A 26,053-nucleotide genomic window follows, 5' to 3' on the forward strand; every position below is an offset into this window, starting at 1 on the left:
CTCCTGTCAGTCGAGGTTCTTGTTGACGTCCACCAGCAGGGCGGCGATTTCTTTGCGGCGCCCGGCGTCGGCACTCTCGCGGCCAGGGCGCGGTGCCGCTTGCAGGGCTTTTTGCAGCGCCTGTTTGGCTTCAGCGTAGCGTTTTTCACGGTAGAGGTGATCGCCCCAGAAGTACAGGCTGTCGATGCCGTCGGGATTGAGTTGCAATGCCTGTTTGAGCAGTTGCTCGGCCTTGTCGCTGTCACCGAAACCGATTGGCCAGCCCGGTACCCGGTCATACAGCGCGGCGAGGCTGGTGTAGGCCGAGCCTTGCAGGGCTTTGGGATCGAGGGTCAGGGATTTTTCCAGATCAGCCTTGGCTTCCTTGGCTTTGCCCAAGGCACCGAGCCCGCCCTCGGCACCTGCCCAACTGCTGGTGACAATGCCTTTCCAGATCCAGGCTTCAGCCACGTTCGGGCGTTGCGTGGTGAAGGCGTTGGTATCGGCAGACAGTTGTTCAAACGCGGCGGCGCGCTGTTTTTCCGCCACTTCATATTGGATGTGCGCCCAGTTCTGCTGGATGCCGCTCAGGCGCTGTTGATCAGCCGCATCCAGCGCCCAGACGCTTTGACTGAGGGCACCGAGCAGCAGGCATGCGAAGACTTTTTTCATGGCTTGGGGGTCTCGTTGTCGGTTTTTTCGCTGAGGCGGCGGATCAGCGGCAACTGCTTGCGCAGACCACGATCAACCAGGTGTGGAAGCAGATTGTTGAGGCGCACGAAGAAACGTTCTGGCCAGCCCAGATACAGATCGCGACGGTCGCCGGCAATTGCGTGAATCACCGCCGAGGCCACGGTTTGCGGGTCATCGACGTTGGATTTCAAGGCATCGTTCAAGGCTTGCGCAGCGGCGCTGTTCATCGACGTGCGGGTGGCCCGGGGCGCGACATAGAGGACGCTGACACGGGTATCGGCCAACTCTCGACGCAGCGCTTCGGAAAACCCGCGCAGGGCAAATTTGGTCGCGCAGTAGCTGGCGTAACCGGGGTAGCCGATCGAGCCATAGGTCGAGCCGACGTTGACCACCATGGCGCTGTCGGCCTGCTTGAGCAGTGGCAACAGCAGTTTGGTCAGGCAGATCGGCGCACTGATGTTCACCGCGAGCATCGCGTTGATGTCGCTGTCATCGAGCTGTTCGAGCATGGCGAAGTGATTGACCCCGGCCGCGTTGATCAGCAGGTTGATGCCGCCGATGGCTTCGGCGGCGGCCAGCACTTTGCGCCGGTCGCTGAGGAAGGTCAGGTCGGCGCCGACCCAGCACAGATTTTGCGGATAACGCTCCAGCAGCGGCAGCAGCGCCTCCTGATGCCGGGCCACGGCCAATACCTGGGCGCCGGCAACGCACAAGGCACTGGCGATGGCCATGCCGATGCCGCCACTGGCGCCGGTCAACACCACACGCGCGTCACGCAGCTGCATGTTGAGCCTCCGCGTCACGCGGCAAGCCACGGAACATGTCGGTGTACAGGCGATAGACGACTTTCGAGGCATGAATGACCGCCGCCTGATCTTGCGGGTCTTCCAGCCTGTTCATCAGGCGGCGGTAGGTCTGCATGTGCTCGATGTCCAGCGAGCCATGGGAACTCAAATAGCTGAACGCCGTTTCCGGCAGCGCCAGACGCTCACGAATGCTGCCCGCTGCATGGGTGGCCAAGGCAATGCTGGTGCCTTCAAGCACGTTGACCATACCGAACAGGCCTACCGGATTGCCCCGGGCGATCAGGTCGTAGAGGAAGCTGACCATCAACTCGATCGACAGCGACGGCTGACCATCGCGCACGGCGTCGCGGTCACCACCGCACGCGGCGATATCGTTTAACACCCACTGCTCATGGCCGTATTCGTCTTCGATGTACTCGCACACCGCTTTGCGCAACCACTCCAGACGTGTCGGCAAGCGCGCGCCGCAAGCCATCATCAACGGCACCGTGTGGCGCACGTGGTAATAGGCCTGGGCGAGAAATGCCCGATAGCTTGCAAGACTGACCTTGCCTTGCAGGGCATCCAGAATAATCGGCAGGTTGAACAACTCGTGGCGTTCCTGCTGTGTGGCTTCTTGCAGGGTGTCGAAAAAATTCATGATGCGGATTCCTCGGAGACGGCGGATTCGGTCAGTTGGGCGTGGTAGTGCGCGACGATGGCTTCGCGGCGCGGGCGGCCATTGGCGGTGAGCAGGCCATTGGCGGCGCTGAAGGGGTGGGGTAGACGTGTCCAGCGATGCACCTGGGCGTAATCGGGCAGCGCCTCATTGGCTTCGGCGACGGCGGCGGCCAGTTCCGCGTCGCTGCAATCGGCGCGATGCGGCCAGAGCAGGGCGTGGTTGTGTGGCATCGCCTCGCCATAGACGAACGCCTGGGCAATGTGGCGGCGCTGGGTCAGCTCGGACTCGACCCATTCCGGGTTGACGTTGCGCCCGAAACTGGTGACGAACTGATGCTTTTTGCGGCCCTTGAGGTAGAGAAAACCTTCCGGATCGAACTCGCCCAGATCGCCGCTCGGCCACCACTCTTCGGCATACGGCGCATCGCCCAGATAACCCAGCAGCGGCGAGCCCTTGATCAGCACTTCGCCGTCCTCGGCCAGCCTTACTTCAACATGCGGCAACGGCCGGCCAACACTGCCCGGACGCCGTGCGCCGGGGCGATTGAGGCATACCACCGATGAGCATTCGGACAAGCCATAACCTTCATAAACCGGCAGGCCGACACGTTGCGCGCGGTGCAGCAGATCTTCGGACACCCGTGCGCCACCGACCGCGGCGAAGCGCAGATTTTGTGGGTCGAAGGCTTTCTGCTCAGCAGCGCTGACCAGCATCAGTAACAGCTGCGGCACCAGAATCAGACTCTCCGGCGCGCGGATGGCCAGATAGCCGAGCAGGCGTGGAATGTCGACACCGCTGGCGCCCTGAATGCCGAGGGTTCTCTGGCTCGGCAGACTCAGCTTCGCACCGGCATACAGCGCCGCATAACAACCGAGGTTCTCCAGCAGAATCGCCAGCGGCAACAACGCCAGATGATGCTGCGGGCCGGTCGGTTCGCTGGCCTGATCCAGCTCACGCGCCACCCGCAACAAACTGTCGGCACTCAGGCAAACGCCTTTCGGTGTGCCGGTGGTGCCGGAGGTAAACGTCAGTTTGGCGGTGCCAGCGGGCAGGCGGCTCGGGCCGCTGAAGATTCGGCACCAGAACTCGCCATTCTTCACGTAACCGGCACCGAGCAATTCAGCTTCCAGCTCCGGCTCGGCAATCACCCGTTCAGCCTGGCTCAGCTCCAGACAATGGGCGCGTTGCGCCGGGCTGAAAAACGGCGGCAGCGTCACACAGGTCAGGCCTTCGAACAGCACGGCGAGATCCCAGAGCATCGCGTCGACCCCGTTATCCAGCGCCAGTGCGACCACTTGCACGTGCTCGTCGCGCAAACGCTCCTGGCGATACAGCACCTCGGCGTACAAGGTCGTGTAATCCAGCTTTAGGGTGTCGTCCCACAGGGCGGTGGCGTTGTCATTGCGCCCGGCATGGCTGCGCAAGGTTTCCTGAAAGCGTTGCAGTTCAAGCGACATGGAAAGCTCCTTCAATCGAAGTCGGCAATCCCAGCCGGTTAAACAGTCCGATATTGCGCAAATGGATAAACCCGGCGCGAATGTTGCCGACGTGAACCCAAGGTTTGCTTTCGTAATAACTGCCCCAATGTTGACGCTCGTCACCCAGTCGCTCCGGGTCGGCGGCGCACAATGTCACCGGTTTCAGACCTAAACGATGGAAGCTGTTGACCAACCCGATATTGCCGGTAAACGTCACCCACTCCAGACCACCCATGGCCAGCAAATAGGTGATAGCGATGATGCTCAGGCGCGCACTGCCGGTGTCGCTGGCCGCAAGGTTGCCGACCTCGACAATCGCTGCGCGATCCACCGCGCGATCTGCTGCCGCGCTGATCAGCGGCTCGATCGGCTCATCCAGATAGCGCTCCAGAAACAACGGCTCCAGATGCGCGCGGCGTACACCGGCCACCGCACACAGTTCACCGTCGCTGTTGTGCATGCCGAACAGTTCGGGCATGAAGTGGCGGATGTCGGCGCCGTGAGCTTTACGAAAGCGTTGCTGGATAAACGCCTCAAATGACGTTCGATGGGCGTCGTCCGGCAAGGCATGGGTCAGTGTCATCTGCGGCGTTTCGGTCTGGCCGAAATGCAGGGGCAGGGGGATGTTCCAGTCGAAATCGGGCATGGGCAGAACGCCTCCCTCATGGATTTGAGCGAAGTATCCGAGCCATTTCTTAACGAAGTCTGAAGGTGAAAAAAGGTTAATCTGCCGGCCAATCTTCAGACTGTCTTAAGACTCGCCGGGCAGGGTGACACCGTCGGTCAGCCCGGCCAAAGGAACGTGACCGTCGACGCCATCGACCGTCACTCACGACAATCACGAGGCGCTACTTATGACCCGCGACAATGCCGCAAGCCGTTATGGAAAACTCTCGATCACGATGCACTGGCTGATGCTGGTGCTGTTCGTAGGTGTTTACGCCTGCGTTGAAATCAAAGGCTACATGCCCAAGGGCAGCGAAGCGCGAGGCCTGCTGATGGGCTTCCACGGCCTGTTCGGTGCGAGCATCTTCGCCCTGGTGTGGGTCCGCCTGCTCGGTCGCCTGACTCCGCGCCCACCGATCTCCCCCAAGCCTCCCGCCTGGCAGACCGGCATCGCGCACCTGACGCATCTGGCCCTCTATGGCTTGATGATCGCTACGCCGGTCCTCGCCTGGCTGATGCTCGCCGCCGGCGACAAGCCGTTCCCGTACTTTGGCTTTCATGTGCCTGCGCCTGTCGCCATCGATGCGGATTTCGCCAAACGCCTCAAGTACTGGCATGAATTGATCGGCAGCACCGGCTACTGGCTGATCGGCCTGCATGCGGCGGCAGGCTTGTTCCACCACTATTGGGTGCGCGACAACACCCTCGTGCGCATGTTGCCCGGCCGCACGGACATCCGCTGAACCGCCGAAAGTGCAGGCAAGAGAGGCGGTTGGCCTGACGAACGTTGCACAAACCTTCTAGCCGCACGAGGCCAACTGTGGGTTACTAGCCCCAGCCCACCACTCTGTAGCAAGCCATGAGCAACTGGATCAACCTCACCCACGACCGGGAAACCGGCATTGAAACCCTGCATGCGCATTTCGCCGGGCACGCGCACGCGTACGATCCGCACTGGCACGAAACCTACCTGATCGGTTTCACCGAGCAAGGCGTGCAGCGCTTCAACAGCCGCCGGGCGCGGCATGACAGCACGCCGGGCAAGGTCTTCATGCTCGAACCCGGCGACATCCACGACGGTGATGCGCCGAGTCCCGACGGTTTCACCTATCGCATGCTCTACCTGCAACCCACGTGGCTGGAACAGGCGCTGGACGGTTTGCACCTGGGCCGTTTCGGCAGCGGTTTGCCGGGTATCGGCAGCGTGCTCAACGACGATCCAGAACTGGCCCGCGCAACCCTGTTTGCCTTCAATGCGCTGCATCAGCAGGATGTGCGCATGGTGCGGGACGTCGCGCTGGATTCTTTCCTGGAACGCCTCGCCAGCCATTTGTACCGACGGCCGCAACCCACAACGGCAACCCGCGCACCCTTGATCGCCCGACAAGCCCGGGATTACCTGATGGCCTATCACGAACAGGACATCAGTCTGCAAACCCTGGCAGAGGTCTGCGGCACCGACCGCTTCCGCCTGACCCGTGCGTTCAAGGCTGCCTATGGTTTGGCGCCGCATGCCTGGCTGATCCAGTTGCGCCTCAGTCGTGGCCGACAGATGCTCGCTGCCGGTGTGCAACCGGTGGACGTCGCCAGCAGACTCGGTTTCTCTGACCAAAGCCATTTGGGCCGCTGGTTTGTGCGCGCCTATGGCATCACCCCGGGCGCCTATCAACAGCGCGCCACAGGCATCATCCGCCGCTGAACAAACGTTCAAGACCGCCGCACACCGCAACCGCCACAGTACGCCCTGACTTCCTAAAGGGCCGTGCCATGCTTGCATTCATTCTCTTCGCCTTCGTCGCCTCCATCACCCCGGGCCCGACCAACCTGATCGTCCTCAGCACCAGCGCCCGACGCGGCTGGCGGCCATGTCTGCCGATTATTCTGGGCGCGGGCGTGGGTGCCGCTTCGCTTGTATGGGTCGCCGGAGCGGGGGCCAGCACGTTGATGCTGCCCGGTGTGCGTCCGATCATCAGCGGGCTCGGACTGTGCTGGATGCTGTGGTTGGCATGGCAGATCTTCACGGCCCCGGTCACCGACATCGATGCCGCCGCCGGGGAAGAAAAGGCTGAGATGGGCTTGATCGGCGCTGCACTGCTGCAATGGGTCAACCCCAAATCATGGTTCATGGCGATTGCCGTGATCAGCGTGTTCACCGCGCAAGGGCAGGGGTTGAATGCGCTGTGTCTGGTGTTCTTCGTGGTATCGCTGCCCTGCCTCGCGATCTGGGCGCTGCTCGGCCGAGGGGCGGCGAGATGGCTGAGTAACCCGGCGCAGCTGCGCTGGCTGAACCGGACCCTCGCCGTGCTATTGGTGGTCTCATCCGCGACTGCGATCCTGCACAGCTGATCTTTGATCGCACGCAAAACCCCTGTAGGCCTTCGCCTGCTCGCGATAGCGGTGGTTCAGTCAATATTGATACCAACTGAACAGACGCCATCGCGAGCAGGCTCACTCCTACAGGGTTTTGTGCAAAGTTTGAGTAATCGAAGCTTCAGCTTTTGAGCAAGCCTGCCGATGCAGTCAGCACGATTTCAATGGAAGCAGTCATGAACAAGGTTGTCACGTTACTCGCGCTTACGGCACTCATCTCCGGGTGCAAAACCCTTGGCGAACCCCAGCTCCAATCCTCAAAGAATCAGCTCCCCGACGCTCGTTGTGTGTCCATCTACAAACAACCATCGATCAGCGCCAGAGAAGTCGAGGAAATTCGTTATCTCAGCACCCAGTACGTCAACTGCGCAGTGGTGCTCGGCTTGATGTACGAGCATGGTCACGGCGTGGCGCAGGACTTTCCCAAGGCCAGAGGTCTTTACGAGTCGATGGTCGGCAGAGACCCCAGCGTCTATAGCCGACTGGGCGCCATGGCCGAAAACGGCGTGGGCGGGCCCGTCGATCTGGTGGCTGCCCGGGACTTCTATCAGCGCTCGGTGGTCAATCCCGGCCATGCCGACGCGGAGTTCAAAGTGGCCGAGTTCTTCGAGTTCGGCAAAGGTGGCCCGCAGGATCTGCAAGGCGCGCTGAAGTATTACCTCAGCAGTGCCAATGGCGTCGACAGCGCCTTGAGTAGCCTGCAACGCCTGCGCTCCCGAGGCGTAACGATGACCACCGCGCAACAAGCGCGCTACAACGAAATCTTTGAAAGCGACGTGCGCTATCGTTTGAGAAACAGGGCACTGGCCATCGAAGAAACCTTGAAGAAAGAGCGAATGACCACACGCGACAGCCAACCGGTGACGGTGCAACTGGAAGGCATCCCCGGTGTGCCGGTGCCGACGATCTCACTGGTGCAAAGCTCCGGGAATAGCGCTGTCGACCAAAAGGTATTGCAGGGCTACGCTGATTACCGATTCCCTGCCGAGCCAATCCTGCCGCCGGAGCAGAAAACCTACTGGATCAGGTCGACCGTCATGACCGACGGCAAGACGGATCTGCAGAGAATGGCAGAACTCATTTCGAAGTAAGCGAACAACCCGGGCCACTTGCCGGATTTGCCTCTCGCGTCCACTCTATGGCTTGCCGACAAGGAGCGTCCGCCGACCCTCCGTCGCGATCCCAGGGAGCTTGCAGCATGAGCGAAGACAACAAAGTAAAAGGCCCGGCGTCGTACTTCCCCTCCATCGAAAAGAAGTACGGCCAGCCCATCGACCACTGGCTGAACCTGCTCGCCAGCATCACCGACAAGAAACACATGGAACTGGTGGCGTGGCTCAAGGACGAACACGGCATGGGCCACGGCCATGCCAACGCACTGGTCGCGCATCATCTGGCAGCCAGCAAAAAGTGAGGGCAGGGCAGCGATGAACTTCACCCACCGACCCGTGCTCGCCGAAGACGTCAAAACCGTCTGCAGCTTTCCCCAAGGCGAACAAGAGCTGTTTTTCATGTTCCCGAAAGCGCACTTCCCGCTGACGGAAGAGCAACTGCACACAGCGATCAGCCAACGTTTCGACTCGAGCATTTTCGAGGCGGATGGATCAGTCGTCGGCTTCGCCAATTTCTACCGCGCCGAACACAACGGCATCTGCTGCATCGGCAATGTCATCGTCGCGCCAAGTGCCCGTGGCAAAGGCGTGGCCCGATACATCATCGAAACCATGACCGCAGTGGGCTTTGAAAAGTATCAGGCCAACGAAATGCAACTCTCCTGCTTCAACGAAAACACCGCAGGATTGTTGCTCTACCCGAAACTCGGCTTCGTCCCGTTCGCCATCGAAGAACGCCCCGCGCCGGGTGGCAGGCGATCAGCGCTGATTCACATGACACGCCACAAAACCTGAGCAACCCACGAAACCTGTGGGAGCCAGGCTTGCCCGCGATGGCGTCCGTCCAGCCCGGCACTTGTAGGAGTGAGCCTGCTCGCGATGGCGCCCGCCGAGCCAACCTGTGTTTCCGAGAATCTTCCAACAAGGTTTTTGATCATGTCTGCCACCAAATCCCGCCTGATATACCGGCAACCGCAACTCGCCGACCTACCCGCCGTTTTCGCCATTTTCGGCGACCCGCAGACCAACCTGTTCAACCCTGCCGGGCCCATGACCGACCTCGCCCAGGCTGAGGCGTTGCTTGAGCGCTGGATCAAGCACTGGGCTACCCACGGCTATGGCTGGTGGACAATCACCAGCGCCCAATCCCCTGACCAAATCCTCGGATTCGCCGGCATCGCGACGCATGACTATTTGGGGAAATCGGTGATCAACCTCGGCTATCGCTTCGCCGTCGAAGCGTGGGGCCACGGCTATGCGACCGAAGCGGGGCAAGCAGCGTTGACCCATGCCTTCGATCACCTCGGATTACTCGAAGTGTTCGGCCTGGTCAGGCCTGATCACGCCGCGTCGATAAAGGTGCTGGAGAAAATCGGCCTGCGCCGCTTCGGACTGCTCGACGACGTGCCGGGCAAAGCCCCCAGTCTGGTGTTTCGAATCCAACGAAATACACCCTGAAAATTCTGCCGGCATAAAAGCAGTGCACCTGCGCGCAACGACGCCCGCCCAATCACCCACAATCCAAAATCAGCCCCCAATCCCTGTGGGAGCGGGCTTGCCCGCGATGGCGTCCGCCCAATCACTCCCGGAACGAACCATCCGGGAACGCTCAGTGATCAAACTTCTTATTCATCGCATCCAGCTTTTTAACGATTGCAGGATCACGTTCCTTGAATTCGTTTTGGAACGCTTGCTGGGCAGCTTCATCCGCGTCGAAGATTTTGTCCGAAAAGCCGCGGCCTTCGGGCGTGTCGGCAAAAGTGCTCTGGGCTTGTTCGGGATGGTCATGGGCACGAATCGCCGCATCGAGTTCATCCGCCTGCAAGTGAGCCGCATAGGCCTCGATCCGCAGGTCTTTGATTTTTTCGAACGGGATGTAGTCTTCCACGACCTTGCGAATTTCTTCGTCCATCACCATCGAGTAACGTGGCGAGTAAGCTTGCATCGCGTTCTGGACGAGCGTGTCGTAGTCCTCCCTGAAGGTCCCCAACTCGGTCAACTCCCTGGCCTTTTCCTTGCTCCCTCCGCAGGCGCTCATTGACGTTGCAAGCAATGAAACCAGAGCTGCCGTTCTCAAACCCATGAGCTTTTGTCCTTGTTCCATTTGAAGAGGCCGATTGCCTGGCGCATGTTCGAATAACTGCGTTCCATCGCAAGGCTGCAGAAGTGCAGGGGGCGTCATTCTATGCGGACTTCAGGCATTTCTGAAGACACCAAAACCCTAGGGAGAAGTGCTTGCTTGCGAAGGGCGCTGACCGGCACGACGTCAAAAAACGAGCGAAATAAACAGCAGAGAGTCAGGTTGTTTAAACGAAACATCAAAACACCACACGCGCCCTACAACGTCTTGCGCCATCGCCTACGACTACGCCAGAATCCGCCGGCTTGTGCGTCTAGGTCGCGGGTTCTATCGTTTGTCGGTCACTGAAAAACAGTGATCGGGTTTGGTAGCCCGCCATAACTAGTCGCATCGCGCACCGTTCGCAGACCCTGTCGGGTTACTGCTCAATGGTGGCCATGCGCAGGACACCTTCGGGTGTGCCGGGTCCTAGTTACCGGTCTACCAACCCGCGTATGGCCGCCACCTTCGTTTGGTAGCGAATGTGAAGGCTCCTTTTATCAACTAGGAGTTTCACCATGTTCAAAGTAACGCCGAACCCGCCACAAACCGACCCCGCATCCCCCTACGAATCCCCCGACTCCAAGAAATTCCACGAAGCCGCCGAACGCGCCCTCGACCACTACCTCAAACCCTCCGACCAAATCATGGCCAGCACCAACGAGCCCGAACCCATGTACCTCGCCAACCCGAAGTACGACACCGAATCGCTCCTGGCCAACGCCAGCGAAACCCTCGGTTCGGCCAGCGAAATGCTCCTCAACTTCGCCGCCACGCTCGACAACTCCCACCGCAAAACCGCACTGGGCATCGCCCAAGTCGTGATGCTCGGCGAACTCGCGGTAAACCGGGCACTCGACAACGTCGAACTACCGAAATAGAAATTAGAGCTCTCTGCAGCGATCGCCTTTGCTCTTCGCTGCAGAGAGCTATCCAGATACGCCGTATTTCAATCAGTGATGTTTCAGATGTTGTTTCAAACAGGCGTGTATTACATGGCTTGTCATGAGCCGATCTGCCGCGCTAGCGTTGGTATCTACTTATAGAGCGAGCTTTTTTCGAATGCCATTACATGAATGCCCGCACACATTTGAAGCGTTAGCCACAACGGTACTGCCCGGCCACATGTGCAGAATGAAAAGCGCTCTGGCTGATCCGCGAGAGATGGAGGCATTTTCGGTTCCGAGAGTTGGCACGAAATCGCTGCTAAAACAGCTCGATCTGGCACATGACTTTTCGGGTTGCTATGTGCTGATCGACAACGGGGTGCCTATCTACGTGGGTATTTCCAGAAGTGTGGTCAGTCGGCTTCGTCAGCACGTCTTCGGTAAAACACATTTCGACGCCAGCCTGGCTTTTCGAATAGCGATGGCTAAGCATCCAGATCGAACGATCTCCAAACTGACGCGCGCGAAGGCAATGGATGACGCCTTATTCGGTACCTCATTCATAGAGGCCCAATCCTATTTAAAGACACTCCAGGTGGCAGCAATTGCCATCGAAAATGCGCTTGAGCTTTACGTTTTTGAACCCTACTGCGCGCTAGCCCTTGATACGCACCAGTGGAATTCTTTTGAGACGCATTGAATCTCAGTGTCTAACACCTCTACTGGCCTATAAACAAGAAACGATGCGTTTGTTTAATGCGCGTCGTACGTTGCTGGTCATGCCCTACAATTCCTTGCGCCATCGCCTACGACTACGCCAGAATCCGCCGGCTTGTGCGTCTAGGTCGCGGGTTCTATCGTTTGTCGGTCACTGAAAAACAGTGATCGGGTTTGGTAGCCCGGTGTTAGATGTACAGCTCCACCATCGCCGAAATTTCTTCGTTTCGGATTTATGGTGGTCATGTACAGGGCGTCCTAGGGCGCGCCGGATCCTAACACCCGGTCTACCAACCTGTGCATGGCCGCCACCCTTCGTTTGGTAGCGAAAGGGTGAAGCCTCCTCAAATGTGTTAGGAGCTTCATCTATGTTCAAAGTAACGCCGAACCCACCAGAAACCGACCCCGCATCCCCGTACGAATCCCCCGACTCCAAGAAATTCCACGAAGCCGCCGAACGCGCCCTCGACCATTACCTCAAACCTTCCGACCAAATCATGGCCAGCACCAACGAGCCGGAACCCATGTACCTCGCCAACCCGAAGTACGACACGGAATCGCTCCTGGCCAACGCCAGCGAAACCCTCGGCTCGGCCAGCGAAATGCTCCTCAACTTCGCCGCCATGCTCGACACCTCCCATCGCAAAACCGCACTGGGCATCGCCCAAGTCGTGATGCTCGGCGAACTCGCGGTAAACCGAGCGCTGGATAACGTCGAAATCCCCAAATAGCCCTCCAACATGACGAGGGGCAACCCTCGTCAAACCCGATTTCCCCCACGCGCTAGCAAAGGGCCACGCCTTGCGCCCCTGATCCTCGACTGGCACCCTTTCGGCCGTTCAAGGATCAGAACAAGGAATCAAGGATTGAGTGGCTACGTTCCCAACCCCCCGAAAAACCATCGTTACGCCGAAGCCGAACCCGTCGACATCCACGCCCAGCGCTGGGCGGAATACGAAAAGCACAGCAAAGAGCCCGCGCCAGAGCCCGAGAAAATCGGCATCGCGTTGAGGATTGGCGTGTTCTTTGATGGCACTGGGAATAATGCGAATAACACGGCGGCTGGATTGTTGTGTGGTGCGCAGCATCCGATTGCGCCGGAGGATATTCCGGCTAGCTGCAAGCCGTATATGCGGGATCCGGACAGCAGTTATGGGGCCGGCCCCACCAACGTTAAAAAATTACATTCTTTGTATAAAAAGACCCAAAAAGCTGAAAGCGATGGCTCTATCAAGTACATCTCGCGCCCAATTTACGTCGAAGGTATAGGCACTGAAAGCAATCAGAAGGACAACTTGCTGGGTTCCGGCATGGGGCGAGGTGATACGGGGGTGGCGGGGCGTGTGCAAGAGTCCTTCACTCAAATACAACGAACCATTGAACAGGTTCTGCAAGATTATCCCGATAGTGAAATCGCCTCTCTGATCTTTGATACGTTTGGTTTTAGTCGTGGAGCTGCGGCAGCACGGCACTTCTCAAATGAAGTGGTGCGGAGTACGCGAGGTCCTTTGGGAAATTTGCTGAACAGAAATGCTCGAGATTTTAGCCGCAGCTTTGATAGCCATTACGGAAGCGGCATCAAAATGGGATTTATCGGCCTTTTCGATACGGTGCCTTCCATTGCCGGCTTCACCAATTTTGGTCGGGTGAAGAGCCCTATCGCTCCTGGTGTGAAGCTCTACCTGGATCGCCAGTTCTTTCCAGATGTTGTTCATCTCGTAGCCAGAGATGAATGTCGTGCAAATTTCGCACTTAGCCGAGTGAAGCCAGCCCATCCGGAGTACACCTTTCCTGGCGTCCATTCAGATATCGGCGGCAGCTACCTCGACGAAGTCGAGGAGTGCGTGCTGGTCAGTCCTATGCAAACACTTGATGTTCCGCGGTATATCGATGTTTCAACCACGTCGATCTATCAAGATGCTGCACGCGTTAAAGCTCAGTGGATCGCAAAAGGATGGCCCGCTCACTTTTTGGAAATTGTCACACCTGCCTCCTTCGAAATCCCGCAGGAGCACCAGGAAAAGCTGTCGCCGGGACAGAAACGCGTATACGCCGCTCTTCAACTAAAACGCCCGGTAAGCGGTAAGCTTTCAAGGATCTATCTTAGAGTCATGCATCAACTGGCCAAGGAAAAAGGCGTCCAATTCTCCGACGTACCTGAAGATGACGAATTCTCAATCCCTGAAGAACTTCAATCCTTGTGTGATCGATTTCTCGCGGGTGATTACAAAACCACTCTCGAGGACGAGTCGCTGCTGAGGCTCAAATACATCCATACCTCCGCTAATTGGAACCATCCCCTCGGAAGAACAGATGGAAGTGGCATTGACGCTGTATACATCAATGCTCCGACAGAAGACGCTGTCCGTGTACAACACCCACACATACCTGATTGGAAGCTTTGGTAATGAAAGCAATGATCGCCTTGCTCGGCGTTTTACTATTGGCGGGATGCCAAACCGGAAGCTCCGACACCGGTGCGAATGACCCTAAATCTCCTTGGTGGGAGTTAGGGTTTGTTGAACCGGATTACATGAAAGTATGGGTAGAAGACAGCTCGGTTCTGGATATCAAGAACATGATGTTTTTCAGAGTAGGCGGGAAGTCAGCCGCCGGAGGTGAGCCCGAAGATGGCACAGAGTCTGCGCGTGGCTGGGGAGCCGTTAGTGGTTCTGGAATGCCAGTGTCTGGCGCCGATCTTCCAAGAATGATCTTCGTACGTTGGCAGTCCATATCAGAGCAAAAAACCTATAAAGGCTTCATAGAAATTCCGGAAGAAGCGAGGCAGTTGATGGTGAAGTCAACACACCAACGCTGCTCGGAAACTCCAGAAAGAACCGCCCGATACATGGCGACACTGTATGTGGGGCTAGCTCCCGGCGGTGTGCTCCAGGCTTGGGTCAGAGACTCGTGCCACCGCCCAATCAAAGTTGCCCATGCCCAAGGCGAGATCGAACCGCTCGGCCCGCAGCAGGGCAAGCACGGTGATCGATACGCCTATCCAGTGAGTGAAAAGGCCAAGCTCTATATCGAGAAATACGGCATTCCGTATGGGAGTTGGTAAACCGTAACCCAATGAAGCAACTCATTACGATGCTGTGCATGTTTCTGGTCTTGGGTTGCCAGGCTACTGATCCACTTTCGGTTAAGAACGATCCGAAATCCGAGTGGTGGGAGTTGGCCTTTGTTGAGCCGGATTACATGAAAGTCTGGGTAGAAAACAGTTCTGTTCAAGACATCACCGGCAAAATTTTCCACAAAACTGGTAGCGGCACCGCTGCGGGTGGAGAACCTGAAGATGGCACAGAGTCAGCCCGTGGGTGGACGGGAGGGGTAGGCGGCAGCGGGAAGAGAGTCGTGGGGGCAGATCTGCCCGTCCGTATTTGGGTTCGTTGGCAATCGATTGTGGAACAGAAGACGTGGCAGGCTTCGGTGGATGTTCCTGAAGAGGCCAGGCAGTTGATGGTGTCTTCCGTCAATCAGCGTTGCCCGCAAACACCGGATCAAGAAGCTAGATTCATGGGTTCGGTCTATCTGGGATTAGCCCCCGGTGGAGTAGTGCAGGTTTGGGTCAGAGATTCGTGTAATCACCCGGTTAAAGTCGCACGCGTCCAAGCCGAGATTGACCCGTTGGGGCCGAGTCAGGGCAAGAACCAAGGGCGTTACGCATATCCCGTGAGTGAAAAGTCTGAGCGCTACATCCAGAAATTCGGCATTCCATATGGAAGTTGGTAGCCGTGACACCTGCCTGAATGGAAGTTTTGGTAATGAAAACTCTTGTAATCTTGCTGGGCGCGCTAATCATGGCGGGCTGCCAACCTGCTGATCCTCTGTCAGCGAAAAACGATCCCAAATCTGACTCGTGGGAGCTCGCGTTCACCGAGCCCTATTACATGAAGGTATGGGTTGAAGACAGCGCCGTCGAAGACATAAACGGCAAGTTGTTCAGACGCACCGGGGGAGGCACAGCCGCAGGTGGGGAACCAGAAAACGGTAAAGAGTCCGCACGAGGCTGGCACGCTGTGGGCGGTGCCTCAAAAGCGGTGATTGGTGCTGATCTACCCAAGCGCATTTATGTACGTTGGCAATCCATTGTTGAACCGCAGACGTATAAGGTTTGGGTCGACGTGCCTGAAGATGCGAGGCAGTTGATGGTGAAATCAGTGAATCAGCGGTGCCCTGAAACGCCGGAAGAGCAAGCCGTTTACAGCGCATCTATTTACTTGGGTTTGGCTCCAGGAGGCGTTGTTCAGATTTTTGTTCGGGACTCGTGCCATCGCCCCATCAAAGTGGGTAAGGCCCAAGCCGAGATCGAACCGTTAGGCCCTAGTCAGGGCAAGAATCAAGGACGTTACGCATACCCGGTTAGTGAAAAATCCAAGCGCTATATCGAGAAGTTCGGCATCCCTTACGGAAGCTGGTAAGCAGTGGACCAATGTAGCTAAGCATCATGCTGCCATGCGTCGAAAGGAGCCTTTCGTGAATGGCGACTATTGGCCGATTGCTGTGGGTCCCGAATAGCCGCTTCTGGCCGATGGCTGCCGCTCAGGAGCAACCGCGTTCGGGCAAAAGCGGACTGATTTATTTCCAAGATCTGTTTTTCAAGACGAATGAAAATAAACCCGTCCCCCCTTTTTTGCGGCGTATGTGAAAACGTCTGCTCAGGCTTGGCTGATATCCAGCAATCGAGGCATGGCAATCGCCAGATAGTCCTTCGTGTCGAGCACCATCGACGCATCCAGCCGGCCCGCGTTGAAGGCTATTTCAGCGTAGCGGGTGGTCAATGCCGGATCGACTATCAATTGAATCCGCTCATCGAAAACAAAAGGAGGGATGGCGCCGATCCTGCACCCGGTCAGTTCCATGGCGGTTTCGGCCTTTACCAGTTCGGCTTTTTTCCCGCCCAGGGCTGCGCCGACTTTCTTCATGTCCAGCTTCTGGTCGCCCGGCAGGATCACCAGTGCATAGGGTTCGGCCTGACCCTTGAGGGAGCAAAGCATGGCCTTCGCGCCTTGGCCGGGCTCGGTGCCACGGATTTCGGCGACGCGCGCCGACTGGCCCTCGGCATCGTGCATCAACACCCGGTAGGAGGCTGAGCGGGCATCGAGTAGTGCCACGAGGCGATCGAACATGGGATGCATGTAGTTTTCCTCTGGTTTACAGGAACAGGTCGTAGGACAGTTTGCTGATCAGAATCACCAGCAACACCAGGAAGAGAGCCCGGACAAAGGGCACGCCTTTATGAACCGCCAGCCAGGTGCCGGTGAGCGCGCCCAGGATGTTGAATGCCGCCATGGGGATTGCGATCAGGTAGAGCACGTTACCCGTCGGAATGAAGAACATCAGTGCCGCTACGTTGGTCGCGATGTTCACCAGCTTGGCCGATGCCGAGGCATGGAGAAAGTCGAAGGCGAAGCAGCGGATAAACAGGAAGATCAGGAAGCTGCCAGTGCCGGGACCGAACAGACCATCGTAGAAACCGATGGCACCGCCGATGACGATCGCCAGCAGTTTTTCCTTGGTACCGATGCGCATGGGTTTGTGCAGGGCGCCGAAATCCTTTTTCCAGAAGGTGTAGATCGCCATCAATACAATCAACACCAGCACCGCCGGCCGGATCATCGACTGGGGTACGAACGACACCGTGGCGGCTCCGAAGAAAGCCATGACAAAAGCCGCGCAGGCAGCGGGGATCACAAGACCCCAGTCGATCACCACCTTGCGCACGAAGGACCGGGCCGCGAATGCGGTGCCGCAGGCGGCCGCGACCTTATTGGTACCCAGCAGCGCCGCCGGTTGAGCGGTAGGTAGCACGTTGAACAGCGCGGGAATCTGGATCAGTCCGCCGCCGCCCACCGCCGCATCAATCAGGCCGGCGGCGAAGGCGAACACGCAAAGGATGACAATATCGACCATGAATCAGGCTCTGACTATATAGGGTTGATGAGGGTCCAGCGGCACCACGCGTGCCGGATCATTGACCCCGAAGACGCGCAACATCCAGCGATCACGGCCGTCGTAGCGGGGTGTAAAACCATCCCGGGCATGCAGGGTTTGCTGGTTCTTGAAGATCAGCATGTCGCCTGGTTGCAGCAGTATGTGGTGCACGACGTCGGAATGATTGGCGGCGGCGGCGAACAGTTGGAGAGCAAACTGCGCATTGGCGCAGGTCGTTTCGACACTCGCTTTGTTGTAGCGGCAATACAGGCCATCGGTTGCGCCTCTGTACAGCAAGGGGACGTTTTCCAGCACATTCCCCTGTTTGCCGAAGGAGGCCGGCCGGCGAACGGTGAATTTCGGCCGTGACAATTCTTCTTCGACCCAGGCCGGCAGAATGGCCAGCACCTCGTCAATGGCGACGATACGCGTCGGTACGTCGAGCTCGCAGCGCAGGCCGGTCAGGGACAGGTACTCCGGACAGGCCGACAACTGCGAGACGGGTTCGCAGGTCAAAGGCAGGTGAGGGTTGTCGACATGCATGTCCAGATCCGCGCGCGAGCCATAGGAGCTCTTTTCGGTCTCTCGCTTTTGCTTGGGCGAAACGTGACGGAACACGGTGTCGCTGCTTTCACCCTCGTACGCCAGTGGACGGGTTTGCAGCGTTTGCAGCACGGACAAAATAGCCCCGGCCAGCGTCGACAGGTTCTCGATACCCGGCTCCAGGTCATAGGGCGTGGCGGGCAATTGCGGGTCCAGCGGCAACCCCCTGACGATCATCGCCACTTCACGGGACTTTGGAAAGTTGCGTAGCTGCTGGATTTTCTCGGTGCACAGGATACTTTCCAGCAACTGCCCCAGGACCGGCATGTGGCGGATACCCGAGGCGCTATCGGTCACGTCCAGCGATGCCAGACCGACCTGAAGTGTGCGTTGTTCTTCGAGCGACAGATGAATTTGCGGTATCTCCCGTCGAATCGACGTCACTGATTTTTTTTCCAGCCATTCATGAATGACTTCATCAACACAAGCTGCGACTTTCCCGATTTCTTTATCCAGCTTCGACACGTCCTTGCGCTCCTGTTTGCCCAATCCTTGTGGGTTAAACGGGAAGGTTAACGGAAGGGACTTTTTTGTGTTGCAATGCCGCGTTGTGAAAAATGCAATGAGGTGGAGAGTGGCATTGAATATGTTGGGGGAACTTGAAGCCTTCGCGACCGTGGCTCGCAAGCGCAGCTTCGTCGCCGCGGCACGGACTCTGGGGCGCTCCCCCAGCGCACTGACCCGCGCCGTTCAAGCCCTGGAGGAAAGTGTGGGGCTCAAGTTGTTCAATCGCTCGTCCAATGCCGTGAGCTTGACCGAAGCGGGTGAATGCTTATTGCACCACGCGTACAAAATGCTCGATCTGCAACGTGAGGTGGATGAAGACCTCTCCGGTCTCAGCGGTCTGGCCTCCGGCTGGATCCGTTTTTCCGCCCCCGAGATTCTCGGAAACGGGGTATTGCCCCGGTTGATCGCGCAGTACTGTGAGCGTTATCCAGACGTCAACATCGATGTGATTTTCACCGATGAGATCATCGATCCGGCCAAGAGCAAGCTGGACTTCTCGATTCGCGGCGCGTTTCCACAATCCAGCGAATTGATCGGCTTTGCGCTCTGGAGTTACTCACGTTATCTGTATGCCAGCCCCGGCTACCTGGCGCGCCACGGCATACCCGACTCCATCGAGGCACTGGACTCGCATTCGCTGATCCTGCATACCGCGCCACGGATTCTCAAGGAGTGGAATTTTCGCAGTGAGCAGCAGGCCATCAGCTTTCGGGTTCATCCAAAATTTCGTTTCAGCTCCGGTCTGGCGGTATTCCAGGCAGCCCTGGCAGGCGTCGGGATCGCCCGCTTGGCGGACTGGATGGCGGAGCCCGAAGTGGAGGCGGGGCGCCTTCTGCGGGTTTGTCCTGAGTACAAACTCACCTCCAGCAGCGGTGAGAGCCCACAGATGCACGCGGTATACCCGGCCGGAAATTTACCGCTGCGGGTGAAGGCATTGATGGAGATGATCCGTGGCTTGGGTGAAAGCCTCGAATGTAAACGCGGGTCAGCACTGATATGAGGTTAGGGGGCGTTCAGCCCTGTCCGCTCACTATCGAGAGCACCCTGGGTTTTGATGTTTACCGGACGACGTCATGAGTGCTTGGCCGATTGTGGCCTTTTACGAATGGCTGTAATCGGCCAGAAGCGGACGCTCCCGAGTATTGACTTTATCAGCGGAGATTCAGGGTAGGAGTTGAGTTGAGTTGAGTTGAGTTGAGGCCAAGCTAATCCCCAAGCTCAAATTGCTGAAACCCTACACGCCTGACGTAAACCCAAAAGTCATGTCTTGGCTCATACTGCTCCATGCAAACCCTGTGAACCTGGCGCAGTTCATCTTCGTCGATCAGGATACGATCCCAATCGAAGTAAGGGTTCGTGGAAATGGCATAACTAGGGTAAGGTTTGTCGAGTTCGAAGTGGATCGAGTAAACGAAAAACGGAGATTCCCCCGGCATGTAGGTTTCGTACAACCGCATCAGTTCGGGCATCTGTGCTTTACAGTGCTGTTCGGCGAACTTCAGTACTTGGGGTAAATCATCCCACGCGGCGTTGACCGCGCGTTGCGCGGCGGCGATCCTGGCGCGAGGTGGCTCGTCATTGCGATGTTGGATGTAAATCAATCGGCTGCCGAATTGGTATTCGCATTGCCAGACACCCGATGGAACACGCCAGTGGCCAAGCATGGATTCGGTCAGTAAATTGATGCCCATATGGGTGCCACACAGATTAAAAGGTGTTCAGGGTACCCTCTCAAATACCGACATGGGAAGGCCGTAGGCGTTTGGGCTATTTGCCCGAAACCCATGGGGATCCAACCGGCAGCATTGGGACGAAAGCAGCTTCTTGTAAAGGGCGGCTATTGGCCGATTGCTGCCTGTCATGACTGACCGAAATCGACTCCTCACGGCAGACAGCCCGGCCACTGGTTTCACGTGTCAGCTTGTTGAGCAGCCCAGTGCTTCATCTCTTCTGCAATGAAGTGATTCACCAGGTCGCTGTACATTTTCTCGATTGCATCCGGATTTAGGCCCTCCGCCTCTGCCCACTCGCGTCGAGTTAATAGCATGGCTTTGAACCGCTCTGGCGCACGAACTGAAGTCGCCGAGGTCTTGAACTTCGAGGCCGCGAGTACGTAGTGAAAGCGCTTGCCCAACAGCCGGATGACAGCCTGATCAAGGGCATCGATCTCGCGCCGGATTTCCTCCATGCCTGCACACGCTTCTGGCTGCAAATGATTGATGACTTCCATGTGGGGGACTCCGTTTGTTGAAAAAATCTTGGGACTTCATCGTCCTGTTCCGACCGTTCGCGGTCCTTGGTGAATAGCTGCCCAATATGGGCTAAAACTGGCCCGACTTCGATTTCGCACCTGTTCAACCCTTTCCAGACCCACTAAATCTCTTTGTGGCGTCATCCCGCAATGATGTTAAACGCGGTAGCTGCCAACACCTCCCCATTAACCATCACTCTCACCCCATGCCCCCAACAAAATGCTTGCGCGTCGTAAAATCCTTAATCACCTGGCGCCGTCCCACCACCACACTCCCAAACCCCGCCACTACCACCGTCTTCAATTTAAATACCTTGGCCGAAACCCCGCCATTCGCCTTCACATAGTCAATCGCATAATCAATCACCAACCGTTGCTCTTCCGCCACCGTCGACTTCACCACAAACGACAACGTAATCGCTTCCCCCAGCCTCACCACCGCCGGCTCAACTTTCACATCAAGCAACTCGACCTCAGGCTTCCGCCCAGCCCCAATCACTGTCAGCGCCCGCAAATCCCCCTGTTTAATCAAACTCCGCAGCGCATGCTTGGCAATCCACGCCGTGTGTTTGTTTTCCAGCGACCAACCTTCAATCGTGTCCAGCACCCACTCCGGATGCACCTTCGTCACGTCATTCAAATGATTCGCCACGGATTTGCGCACGTACAAACTTTCATCCGTCTTCAACCGATCCAGAATCCCTGCGGCCAATTGCGGATCAGCCTGCACCGGTTCCAAGCGGAACGACCACGGCAGGCGAGGGCGGCTGCCTTCGCTGGCGAGTCTTCGGACGTGGTGGTTTTCGTCTTGGGTCCAGTCGTGCATCAGTTCCAGTGAGCGTTCGAGGTCGTTGCGCAGGAAGTGGCGGATGGCGAATTCGGAGGAGCCGAAGGTGGTGAAGTACTTCAGGGCTTGCATTGAGGTATCGAAGGCGTGCGCGCCGTAGCTGGCAACGTAGTGCGGCAGGCACATGCTGACGAATCCGCTGTTGAGCCGTGGTGCGAGTTCGCGCAGCACGTCGAGGGAATCTTCGTAGTCCAGCGGCAGCACGGCGTGCAGGCTTTCGCTGACGCGGGCCATGCGTTGCATCACGGATAAATCAGCGAGGCCTTCATTGGCGTGTTTGAGAAATGCCTTGGCCTTGAACGCCGGGTACACGGCGCTCATTTCTGTGGCGATGTGTTGCAGGCGTTCGGCGTTGAAGATTTCCTTGAGCGCGGGTGCGGCGGTTTCGGTCGCGCTCATGGTCAGGTCATCGGCGTGCTGACGAACGCTTCAAGCGTTTCGGCGTAGGCGGTGTATTGGGCGATACGCGGGTAGCGCGCCACATCGATCTGATCGGGGACGACGAGGTCGGTGAAGCTCCAGGCGACGGCGAGGCTGATGCCGGCCTGGGTCAGGGTGCCGTCGGTGGGCAGGCCGGTCTTTTCGAGTTCGTGTTCAAAGGCGGTAAACGCGGCGGCGAGTTGGCCTTCGACGCGTTCGACCCACGGTTGGTATTGGATGTCGGCCGGGCGCAGGTTGCGTTCGTAATACAGCTGCACGGCTTTTTCGCAGGCGGCGAGGCTGAGGCCGATCAGGCGCAGGGCGTGGGCGCGCTGGCTCAGCTCTTTGGGCAAGAGGCTTTTGCCGGAGACGGCTTCGAGGTAATCGAGAATGAGCGTCGAGTCCATGAGGACGACGCCATCGTCGAGGATCAGCGTCGGCGCCTTGACCACCGGGTTGATCTGCTGGAATTGCTCGAAGTGGCGAAACACCGAGACCGACTCGTGTTCGAGGTCGATCCCCAGGCGTTTGGCGGAGATCGCCACGCGGCGCACGTATGGGGAGTCCAGCATGCCGATCAGTTTCATGACGCGTTCCTTCAAGTCGAACCGGGGGGAAGGCATAACCTAGCCGAGCTTGAAGGAATTGTCAGTCCTCGAATCCAACCTGTTCGTGAATCTCGTCCACCTTCAGTTCGAGCCTATACGCCACGGCGATAAACAACGCCTGACATAAACACAACGTCGCGCTCAACGAGCGGAAGGCGAACGAGCTGCCTTCGTTGACCAGCAGCACGGTGTTGGCGCGTTTGGCCAGCGGCGAGAGGTTGCTGTCGGTGAGGATCAGGGTTTTGGCCTGATGGTGTTGGGCGATGCGCAGGCAGTGTTGGGTTTCCTTGGCGTACGGGGTGAAGCTGATCGCGATGACGAGGTCGTTGGCGCGCACGCTGCGCATTTGTTCGCGGTAGCTGCCGCCGAGGCCGGAGACCAGGTGGATGCGTTTGTTGGTGTGTTGCAGGTTGTAGACGAGGTAGTCGGCGACCGCGAAGGAGCGGCGCACGCCGACCACGTAGATGTTGTCGGCGTTGACCACCAGATCGACGGCTTTTTCAAACGCCGCGTCGTCGAGTTCCTGGCCCAGGCGTTCGATGCCGGAGAGGGTGGCGTCGACGCATTCGCGGGCGAGGTCGCCGGCGCTGGCCTTCTGCGACTTGTTGGCGATCATGCTGCGGATGCGTTGCTGGTAGTTCTGCACCGGCGTGGCTTTGTGCGTGTAGGCCTCGCGGAACAGCGCCTGCATTTCGCTGAAACCGCTGAAACCGAAGCGCTGCGAGAAGCGCACGATGGCCGACGGGTGCACTTCGCACTCGCGGGCGATGTCGCTGATGCGGTCGACCATGATCCGGTCGCTCTGCTGGCTCATGTAGCTGGCGATGCGTTTGAGCTGGCGCGGCAGGGCTTCGTATTCTTCGGTGATCAGTTGCAGCAGACGCTCGGCATTGATCGGGGGGCTGGCGAGGTCGCTGTCGGCGGGGCGCTCGTCGGTAGCCGGCTGATCGGTGCGGGACATAAAAAATCCTTCTGGCTTGTTCTTATAGGCCTGGGGTGATGCGCGGCAGGCCCTGACAATAGGTTGGCTGTGCGCAGTCTACAGGGTAGGCCCTAATAAAATCTTGGCTTGCACGGTTGGCGGTCGATGCTGAATCGATGCACCGCGTCTGGAGCGCCCGTACGAAAGTGTATTGGAAAAAATATTCCACGTAAAAAATAATTAGAATAAATATTGATTATTGCTGGCGGAGCGTTTTAGTCTGCGTCCACTCAATGTGTTTTCTTCGACGTATCGACGAAAACCACGGCTGATAAAAATAACAGGAGCCAGCATGGGCCAGACTCGTTTTGCCAGTGGGCGTCAATTGGATCTGATTTGCCTCGGGCGCCTCGGCGTCGACCTCTATGCGCAGCAGGTCGGGGCGCGGCTTGAGGACGTTTCCAGCTTCGCCAAATACCTCGGCGGCTCGTCGGCCAACATTGCCTTCGGCACGGCGCGGTTGGGCTTGAAGTCGGCGATGTTGAGCCGGGTCGGCGACGATCATATGGGGCGTTTTCTGCTCGAGTCGCTGGCCCGCGAAGGTTGTGATGTCAGCGCGATCAAGGTCGATTCCGAGCGCCTGACTGCGATGGTCCTGCTCGGTCTCAAGGACCGCGAAACCTTTCCTCTGGTGTTCTACCGCGAGAACTGCGCCGACATGGCGTTGCGCGCCGAGGACATCAACGAGGCGTTTATTGCTTCCAGCAAGGCGCTGCTGATCACCGGCACGCATTTCTCCACCGAGTCCGTCTACAAGGCGAGCATTCAGGCGCTGGATTACGCCGAAAAACATAACGTCAGACGTGTGCTCGATATCGACTATCGCCCGGTGCTCTGGGGCTTGGCCGGCAAGGCCGATGGCGAGACGCGGTTTGTCGCTGACCGCAATGTCAGCCAGCACGTGCAGTCGATCCTGCCGCGTTTCGATCTGATCGTCGGCACTGAAGAAGAGTTTTTGATTGCCGGTGGCGCTGAAGATCTGCTCACCGCGCTGCGCAATGTGCGGCGCTTGAGCAACGCGACGCTGGTGGTGAAGCTCGGGCCGCAGGGTTGCACGGTGATTCACGGGGTGATTCCGGTGCGGCTTGAGGACGGCGCGATCTATCCCGGCGTGCGGGTCGAGGTGCTGAATGTGCTCGGCGCTGGCGATGCCTTTATGTCGGGTTTCCTCAGTGGCTGGATCGAGGACGCCACGGATGAGCGTTGCTGCCAGTTGGCCAATGCCTGTGGCGGGCTTGTGGTGTCGCGCCACGCTTGCGCCCCGGCGATGCCGACCCGCGCCGAACTCGACTATCTGTTCAACAGCCCTGTGCCGATCACCCGGCCGGATCGGGACGAGACGTTGCAGCGCTTGCATCAGGTCAGCGTGCCGCGCAAACAGTGGAAACCGCTGTTCATTTTTGCCTTCGATCATCGCTGGCAGTTGGTCGAGCTGGCGCAGAAGGGTGGGCGCGATCTCGCCAGCATCAGCGCTTTGAAGCAACTGTTCATACAAGCGGTGGAGCACGTTGAAGCTGATCTGCGCGAGCAGGGTGTCGAGGCGGATGTCGGGTTGCTGGCGGATCAGCGTTTCGGTCAGGACTCGCTTAACGCCGCCACCGGTCGCGGCTGGTGGGTGGCGCGGCCGGTCGAGGTGCAGAACTCACGGCCGCTGGCGTTCGAACATGGGCGTTCGATTGGCAGCAATCTGATTGCCTGGCCGCAGGAGCAAATCATCAAGTGCCTGGTGCAATTCCATCCTGACGATGAGCCGATGTTGCGGCTGGAGCAGGAGGCGCAGCTCAAGGGTTTGTACCAGGCCTCGCAGGTCAGCGGGCATGAATTGCTGCTGGAGGTTGTGCCGCCGAAGGATCTGCCGTCGGCCCATCCGGACGTGCTCTATCGCGCCTTGAAGCGCCTGTACAACCTCGGCATCTACCCGGCGTGGTGGAAGATCGAAGCGCAGAGCGCCGAAGAATGGCAGCAACTGGATGCACTGATTGAAGAGCGCGATCCGTATTGCCGTGGCGTGGTGCTGCTGGGGCTGAATGCGCCGGCAGCGGCGTTGGCCGAGGGCTTTCAGCAGGCCAGCGGCAGCCGCACGTGCCGAGGGTTTGCGGTGGGGCGGACGATTTTTCAGGAGCCGAGCCGGGCGTGGATGGCCGGCGAGATCGATGATGAATCGCTGATCCGCCAGGTGCAGGGCACGTTTGTCGAACTGATCGAAGCCTGGCGCAAGGCGCGTGGCTAAGCATTCACACCGAACGTGTGGGAGCTGGCTTGCCAGCGATGACGGCGGCACATTCAGCATCGAAGGTGACTGACGAAACGCCATCGCTGGCAAGCCAGCTCCCACAGGGTTTACGGTCGTATTCAATGGTTAGGTAAGAACAATAAAAGGTGCAGCCATGCCCGCAATCCGAATTGGCAT

At 58.2% G+C, this 26,053-nt stretch carries 30 protein-coding genes and 1 pseudogene; 17 read left to right on the top strand and 14 right to left on the bottom strand.

The genetic code is table 11. From position 1 onward, the window contains the following. Window positions 1–6 precede the first annotated feature (6 nt). Genes KI231_RS11640 through KI231_RS11660 form a run of 5 tightly spaced genes read right to left on the bottom strand, consistent with a single transcriptional unit; the run spans window position 7 to window position 4,263 of the window. Window positions 7–651: a tetratricopeptide repeat protein gene (locus KI231_RS11640; RefSeq protein ID WP_213028311.1), complete on the bottom strand. Its 645-nt coding sequence runs from the start codon at window positions 649–651 to the stop codon at window positions 7–9. Beyond that, window positions 648–1,457, bottom strand: coding sequence for an SDR family oxidoreductase (locus tag KI231_RS11645; protein WP_213028312.1), 810 nt, complete (start codon window positions 1,455–1,457; stop codon window positions 648–650). Before KI231_RS11645 ends, KI231_RS11640 begins: the two co-directional genes overlap by 4 nt. Then, window positions 1,444–2,118: an iron-containing redox enzyme family protein gene (locus tag KI231_RS11650; protein ID WP_213028313.1), complete on the bottom strand. Its 675-nt coding sequence runs from the start codon at window positions 2,116–2,118 to the stop codon at window positions 1,444–1,446. The genes KI231_RS11645 and KI231_RS11650 overlap by 14 nt, the downstream gene beginning before the upstream one ends. Beyond that, the gene (locus KI231_RS11655; RefSeq protein ID WP_213028314.1) at window positions 2,115–3,596 is read right to left on the bottom strand and encodes an AMP-binding protein; all 1,482 of its coding nucleotides are present in this window, start codon (window positions 3,594–3,596) and stop codon (window positions 2,115–2,117) included. The genes KI231_RS11650 and KI231_RS11655 overlap by 4 nt, the downstream gene beginning before the upstream one ends. Continuing rightward, window positions 3,586–4,263 carry a thermostable hemolysin gene (locus KI231_RS11660; RefSeq protein ID WP_213028315.1) on the bottom strand — a complete coding sequence of 226 codons (678 nt, stop codon included), beginning with the start codon at window positions 4,261–4,263 and terminating at the stop codon, window positions 3,586–3,588. The genes KI231_RS11655 and KI231_RS11660 overlap by 11 nt, the downstream gene beginning before the upstream one ends. A gap of 208 nt (window positions 4,264–4,471) precedes the next feature. On the opposite strand from KI231_RS11660, the gene KI231_RS11665 reads away from it, so the two are divergent. The 7 genes from KI231_RS11665 to KI231_RS11695 all read left to right on the top strand — a co-directional run bounded on the left by KI231_RS11665 (window position 4,472) and on the right by KI231_RS11695 (window position 9,223). After that, a complete protein-coding gene (locus KI231_RS11665; protein WP_213028316.1) occupies window positions 4,472–5,026 on the top strand; it encodes a cytochrome b in 555 nt (184 codons plus the stop codon). A gap of 116 nt (window positions 5,027–5,142) precedes the next feature. Further along, entirely contained in the window at window positions 5,143–5,982 is an 840-nt protein-coding gene (locus tag KI231_RS11670) for an AraC family transcriptional regulator (protein ID WP_213028317.1), read from the top strand. 68 nt (window positions 5,983–6,050) lie between these two features. Further along, entirely contained in the window at window positions 6,051–6,629 is a 579-nt protein-coding gene (locus KI231_RS11675; RefSeq protein WP_213028318.1) for a LysE family translocator, read from the top strand. Window positions 6,630–6,940: 311 nt separating this feature from the next. Continuing rightward, window positions 6,941–7,744 carry a tetratricopeptide repeat protein gene (locus tag KI231_RS11680; protein ID WP_249412121.1) on the top strand — a complete coding sequence of 268 codons (804 nt, stop codon included), beginning with the start codon at window positions 6,941–6,943 and terminating at the stop codon, window positions 7,742–7,744. A 107-nt stretch (window positions 7,745–7,851) separates the two neighbouring features. Next, the gene (locus tag KI231_RS11685) at window positions 7,852–8,067 is read left to right on the top strand and encodes a DUF4287 domain-containing protein (protein WP_103303384.1); all 216 of its coding nucleotides are present in this window, start codon (window positions 7,852–7,854) and stop codon (window positions 8,065–8,067) included. Between the two features lie 13 nt (window positions 8,068–8,080). Continuing rightward, a complete protein-coding gene (locus tag KI231_RS11690; protein WP_213028320.1) occupies window positions 8,081–8,560 on the top strand; it encodes a GNAT family N-acetyltransferase in 480 nt (159 codons plus the stop codon). Window positions 8,561–8,701: 141 nt separating this feature from the next. Beyond that, on the top strand, window positions 8,702–9,223 hold the full coding sequence (locus tag KI231_RS11695) for a GNAT family N-acetyltransferase (RefSeq protein WP_213028321.1): 522 nt from the start codon (window positions 8,702–8,704) through the stop codon (window positions 9,221–9,223). Window positions 9,224–9,374: 151 nt separating this feature from the next. Here KI231_RS11695 and KI231_RS11700 read toward each other — a convergent pair whose 3' ends face one another. After that, complete coding sequence (locus tag KI231_RS11700) at window positions 9,375–9,848, bottom strand: DUF2059 domain-containing protein (protein WP_213028322.1); 474 nt, start codon at window positions 9,846–9,848, stop codon at window positions 9,375–9,377. 554 nt (window positions 9,849–10,402) lie between these two features. Here KI231_RS11700 and KI231_RS11705 point away from each other — a divergent pair. The 8 genes from KI231_RS11705 to KI231_RS11740 all read left to right on the top strand — a co-directional run bounded on the left by KI231_RS11705 (window position 10,403) and on the right by KI231_RS11740 (window position 16,139). Beyond that, on the top strand, window positions 10,403–10,765 hold the full coding sequence (locus KI231_RS11705; RefSeq protein WP_103303387.1) for a DUF6124 family protein: 363 nt from the start codon (window positions 10,403–10,405) through the stop codon (window positions 10,763–10,765). Window positions 10,766–10,946: 181 nt separating this feature from the next. Continuing rightward, window positions 10,947–11,471, top strand: coding sequence for a GIY-YIG nuclease family protein (locus KI231_RS11710; RefSeq protein ID WP_103303388.1), 525 nt, complete (start codon window positions 10,947–10,949; stop codon window positions 11,469–11,471). Window positions 11,472–11,856: 385 nt separating this feature from the next. Then, window positions 11,857–12,219, top strand: a complete 363-nt coding sequence (locus tag KI231_RS11715; RefSeq protein WP_213028323.1) for a DUF6124 family protein — start codon at window positions 11,857–11,859, stop codon at window positions 12,217–12,219. 135 nt (window positions 12,220–12,354) lie between these two features. Continuing rightward, window positions 12,355–13,896, top strand: coding sequence for a phospholipase effector Tle1 domain-containing protein (locus tag KI231_RS11720; RefSeq protein WP_213028324.1), 1,542 nt, complete (start codon window positions 12,355–12,357; stop codon window positions 13,894–13,896). Next, a complete protein-coding gene (locus KI231_RS11725) occupies window positions 13,896–14,552 on the top strand; it encodes a DUF2931 family protein (protein WP_213028325.1) in 657 nt (218 codons plus the stop codon). Before KI231_RS11720 ends, KI231_RS11725 begins: the two co-directional genes overlap by 1 nt. Window positions 14,553–14,563: 11 nt before the next feature. Continuing rightward, window positions 14,564–15,223 carry a DUF2931 family protein gene (locus KI231_RS11730; RefSeq protein ID WP_213028326.1) on the top strand — a complete coding sequence of 220 codons (660 nt, stop codon included), beginning with the start codon at window positions 14,564–14,566 and terminating at the stop codon, window positions 15,221–15,223. 32 nt (window positions 15,224–15,255) lie between these two features. After that, on the top strand, window positions 15,256–15,912 hold the full coding sequence (locus tag KI231_RS11735) for a DUF2931 family protein (protein ID WP_213028327.1): 657 nt from the start codon (window positions 15,256–15,258) through the stop codon (window positions 15,910–15,912). A 59-nt stretch (window positions 15,913–15,971) separates the two neighbouring features. Then, window positions 15,972–16,139 carry a hypothetical protein gene (locus tag KI231_RS11740; protein WP_213028328.1) on the top strand — a complete coding sequence of 56 codons (168 nt, stop codon included), beginning with the start codon at window positions 15,972–15,974 and terminating at the stop codon, window positions 16,137–16,139. 10 nt (window positions 16,140–16,149) lie between these two features. Here the strand turns inward: KI231_RS11740 and KI231_RS11745 are convergent, their stop codons facing one another. Genes KI231_RS11745 through KI231_RS11755 form a run of 3 tightly spaced genes read right to left on the bottom strand, consistent with a single transcriptional unit; the run spans window position 16,150 to window position 18,493 of the window. Continuing rightward, window positions 16,150–16,629, bottom strand: a complete 480-nt coding sequence (locus KI231_RS11745) for a YbaK/prolyl-tRNA synthetase associated domain-containing protein (RefSeq protein WP_150602826.1) — start codon at window positions 16,627–16,629, stop codon at window positions 16,150–16,152. Window positions 16,630–16,645: 16 nt separating this feature from the next. Further along, on the bottom strand, window positions 16,646–17,404 hold the full coding sequence (locus KI231_RS11750; protein WP_103303395.1) for a sulfite exporter TauE/SafE family protein: 759 nt from the start codon (window positions 17,402–17,404) through the stop codon (window positions 16,646–16,648). Window positions 17,405–17,407: 3 nt separating this feature from the next. Further along, window positions 17,408–18,493 carry a TauD/TfdA family dioxygenase gene (locus tag KI231_RS11755; RefSeq protein WP_213028329.1) on the bottom strand — a complete coding sequence of 362 codons (1,086 nt, stop codon included), beginning with the start codon at window positions 18,491–18,493 and terminating at the stop codon, window positions 17,408–17,410. A 109-nt stretch (window positions 18,494–18,602) separates the two neighbouring features. On the opposite strand from KI231_RS11755, the gene KI231_RS11760 reads away from it, so the two are divergent. Further along, window positions 18,603–19,535, top strand: coding sequence for a LysR family transcriptional regulator (locus KI231_RS11760; protein ID WP_103303397.1), 933 nt, complete (start codon window positions 18,603–18,605; stop codon window positions 19,533–19,535). A gap of 205 nt (window positions 19,536–19,740) precedes the next feature. Here the strand turns inward: KI231_RS11760 and KI231_RS11765 are convergent, their stop codons facing one another. From KI231_RS11765 to KI231_RS11785, 5 genes and pseudogenes are all read right to left on the bottom strand, one after another. Continuing rightward, a complete protein-coding gene (locus KI231_RS11765; RefSeq protein ID WP_213028330.1) occupies window positions 19,741–20,226 on the bottom strand; it encodes a hypothetical protein in 486 nt (161 codons plus the stop codon). A gap of 218 nt (window positions 20,227–20,444) precedes the next feature. Then, a complete protein-coding gene (locus KI231_RS11770; RefSeq protein ID WP_213028331.1) occupies window positions 20,445–20,765 on the bottom strand; it encodes an isochorismate lyase in 321 nt (106 codons plus the stop codon). Window positions 20,766–20,926: 161 nt separating this feature from the next. Beyond that, window positions 20,927–22,032 (bottom strand): annotated as a pseudogene (locus KI231_RS11775) (DNA alkylation repair protein). Between the two features lie 2 nt (window positions 22,033–22,034). Continuing rightward, the gene (locus KI231_RS11780) at window positions 22,035–22,640 is read right to left on the bottom strand and encodes a glutathione S-transferase (RefSeq protein WP_213028332.1); all 606 of its coding nucleotides are present in this window, start codon (window positions 22,638–22,640) and stop codon (window positions 22,035–22,037) included. Window positions 22,641–22,701: 61 nt separating this feature from the next. After that, window positions 22,702–23,622: a MurR/RpiR family transcriptional regulator gene (locus KI231_RS11785; protein WP_213028333.1), complete on the bottom strand. Its 921-nt coding sequence runs from the start codon at window positions 23,620–23,622 to the stop codon at window positions 22,702–22,704. A gap of 313 nt (window positions 23,623–23,935) precedes the next feature. Here KI231_RS11785 and KI231_RS11790 point away from each other — a divergent pair, with 313 nt between their 5' ends. Next, window positions 23,936–25,873, top strand: coding sequence for a bifunctional 5-dehydro-2-deoxygluconokinase/5-dehydro-2-deoxyphosphogluconate aldolase (locus KI231_RS11790; RefSeq protein WP_213028334.1), 1,938 nt, complete (start codon window positions 23,936–23,938; stop codon window positions 25,871–25,873). Window positions 25,874–26,053: the final 180 nt, after the last annotated feature.

Origin of the sequence: Pseudomonas sp. Seg1 (genome assembly GCF_018326005.1) — a bacterium.
GTDB lineage: Bacteria > Pseudomonadota > Gammaproteobacteria > Pseudomonadales > Pseudomonadaceae > Aquipseudomonas.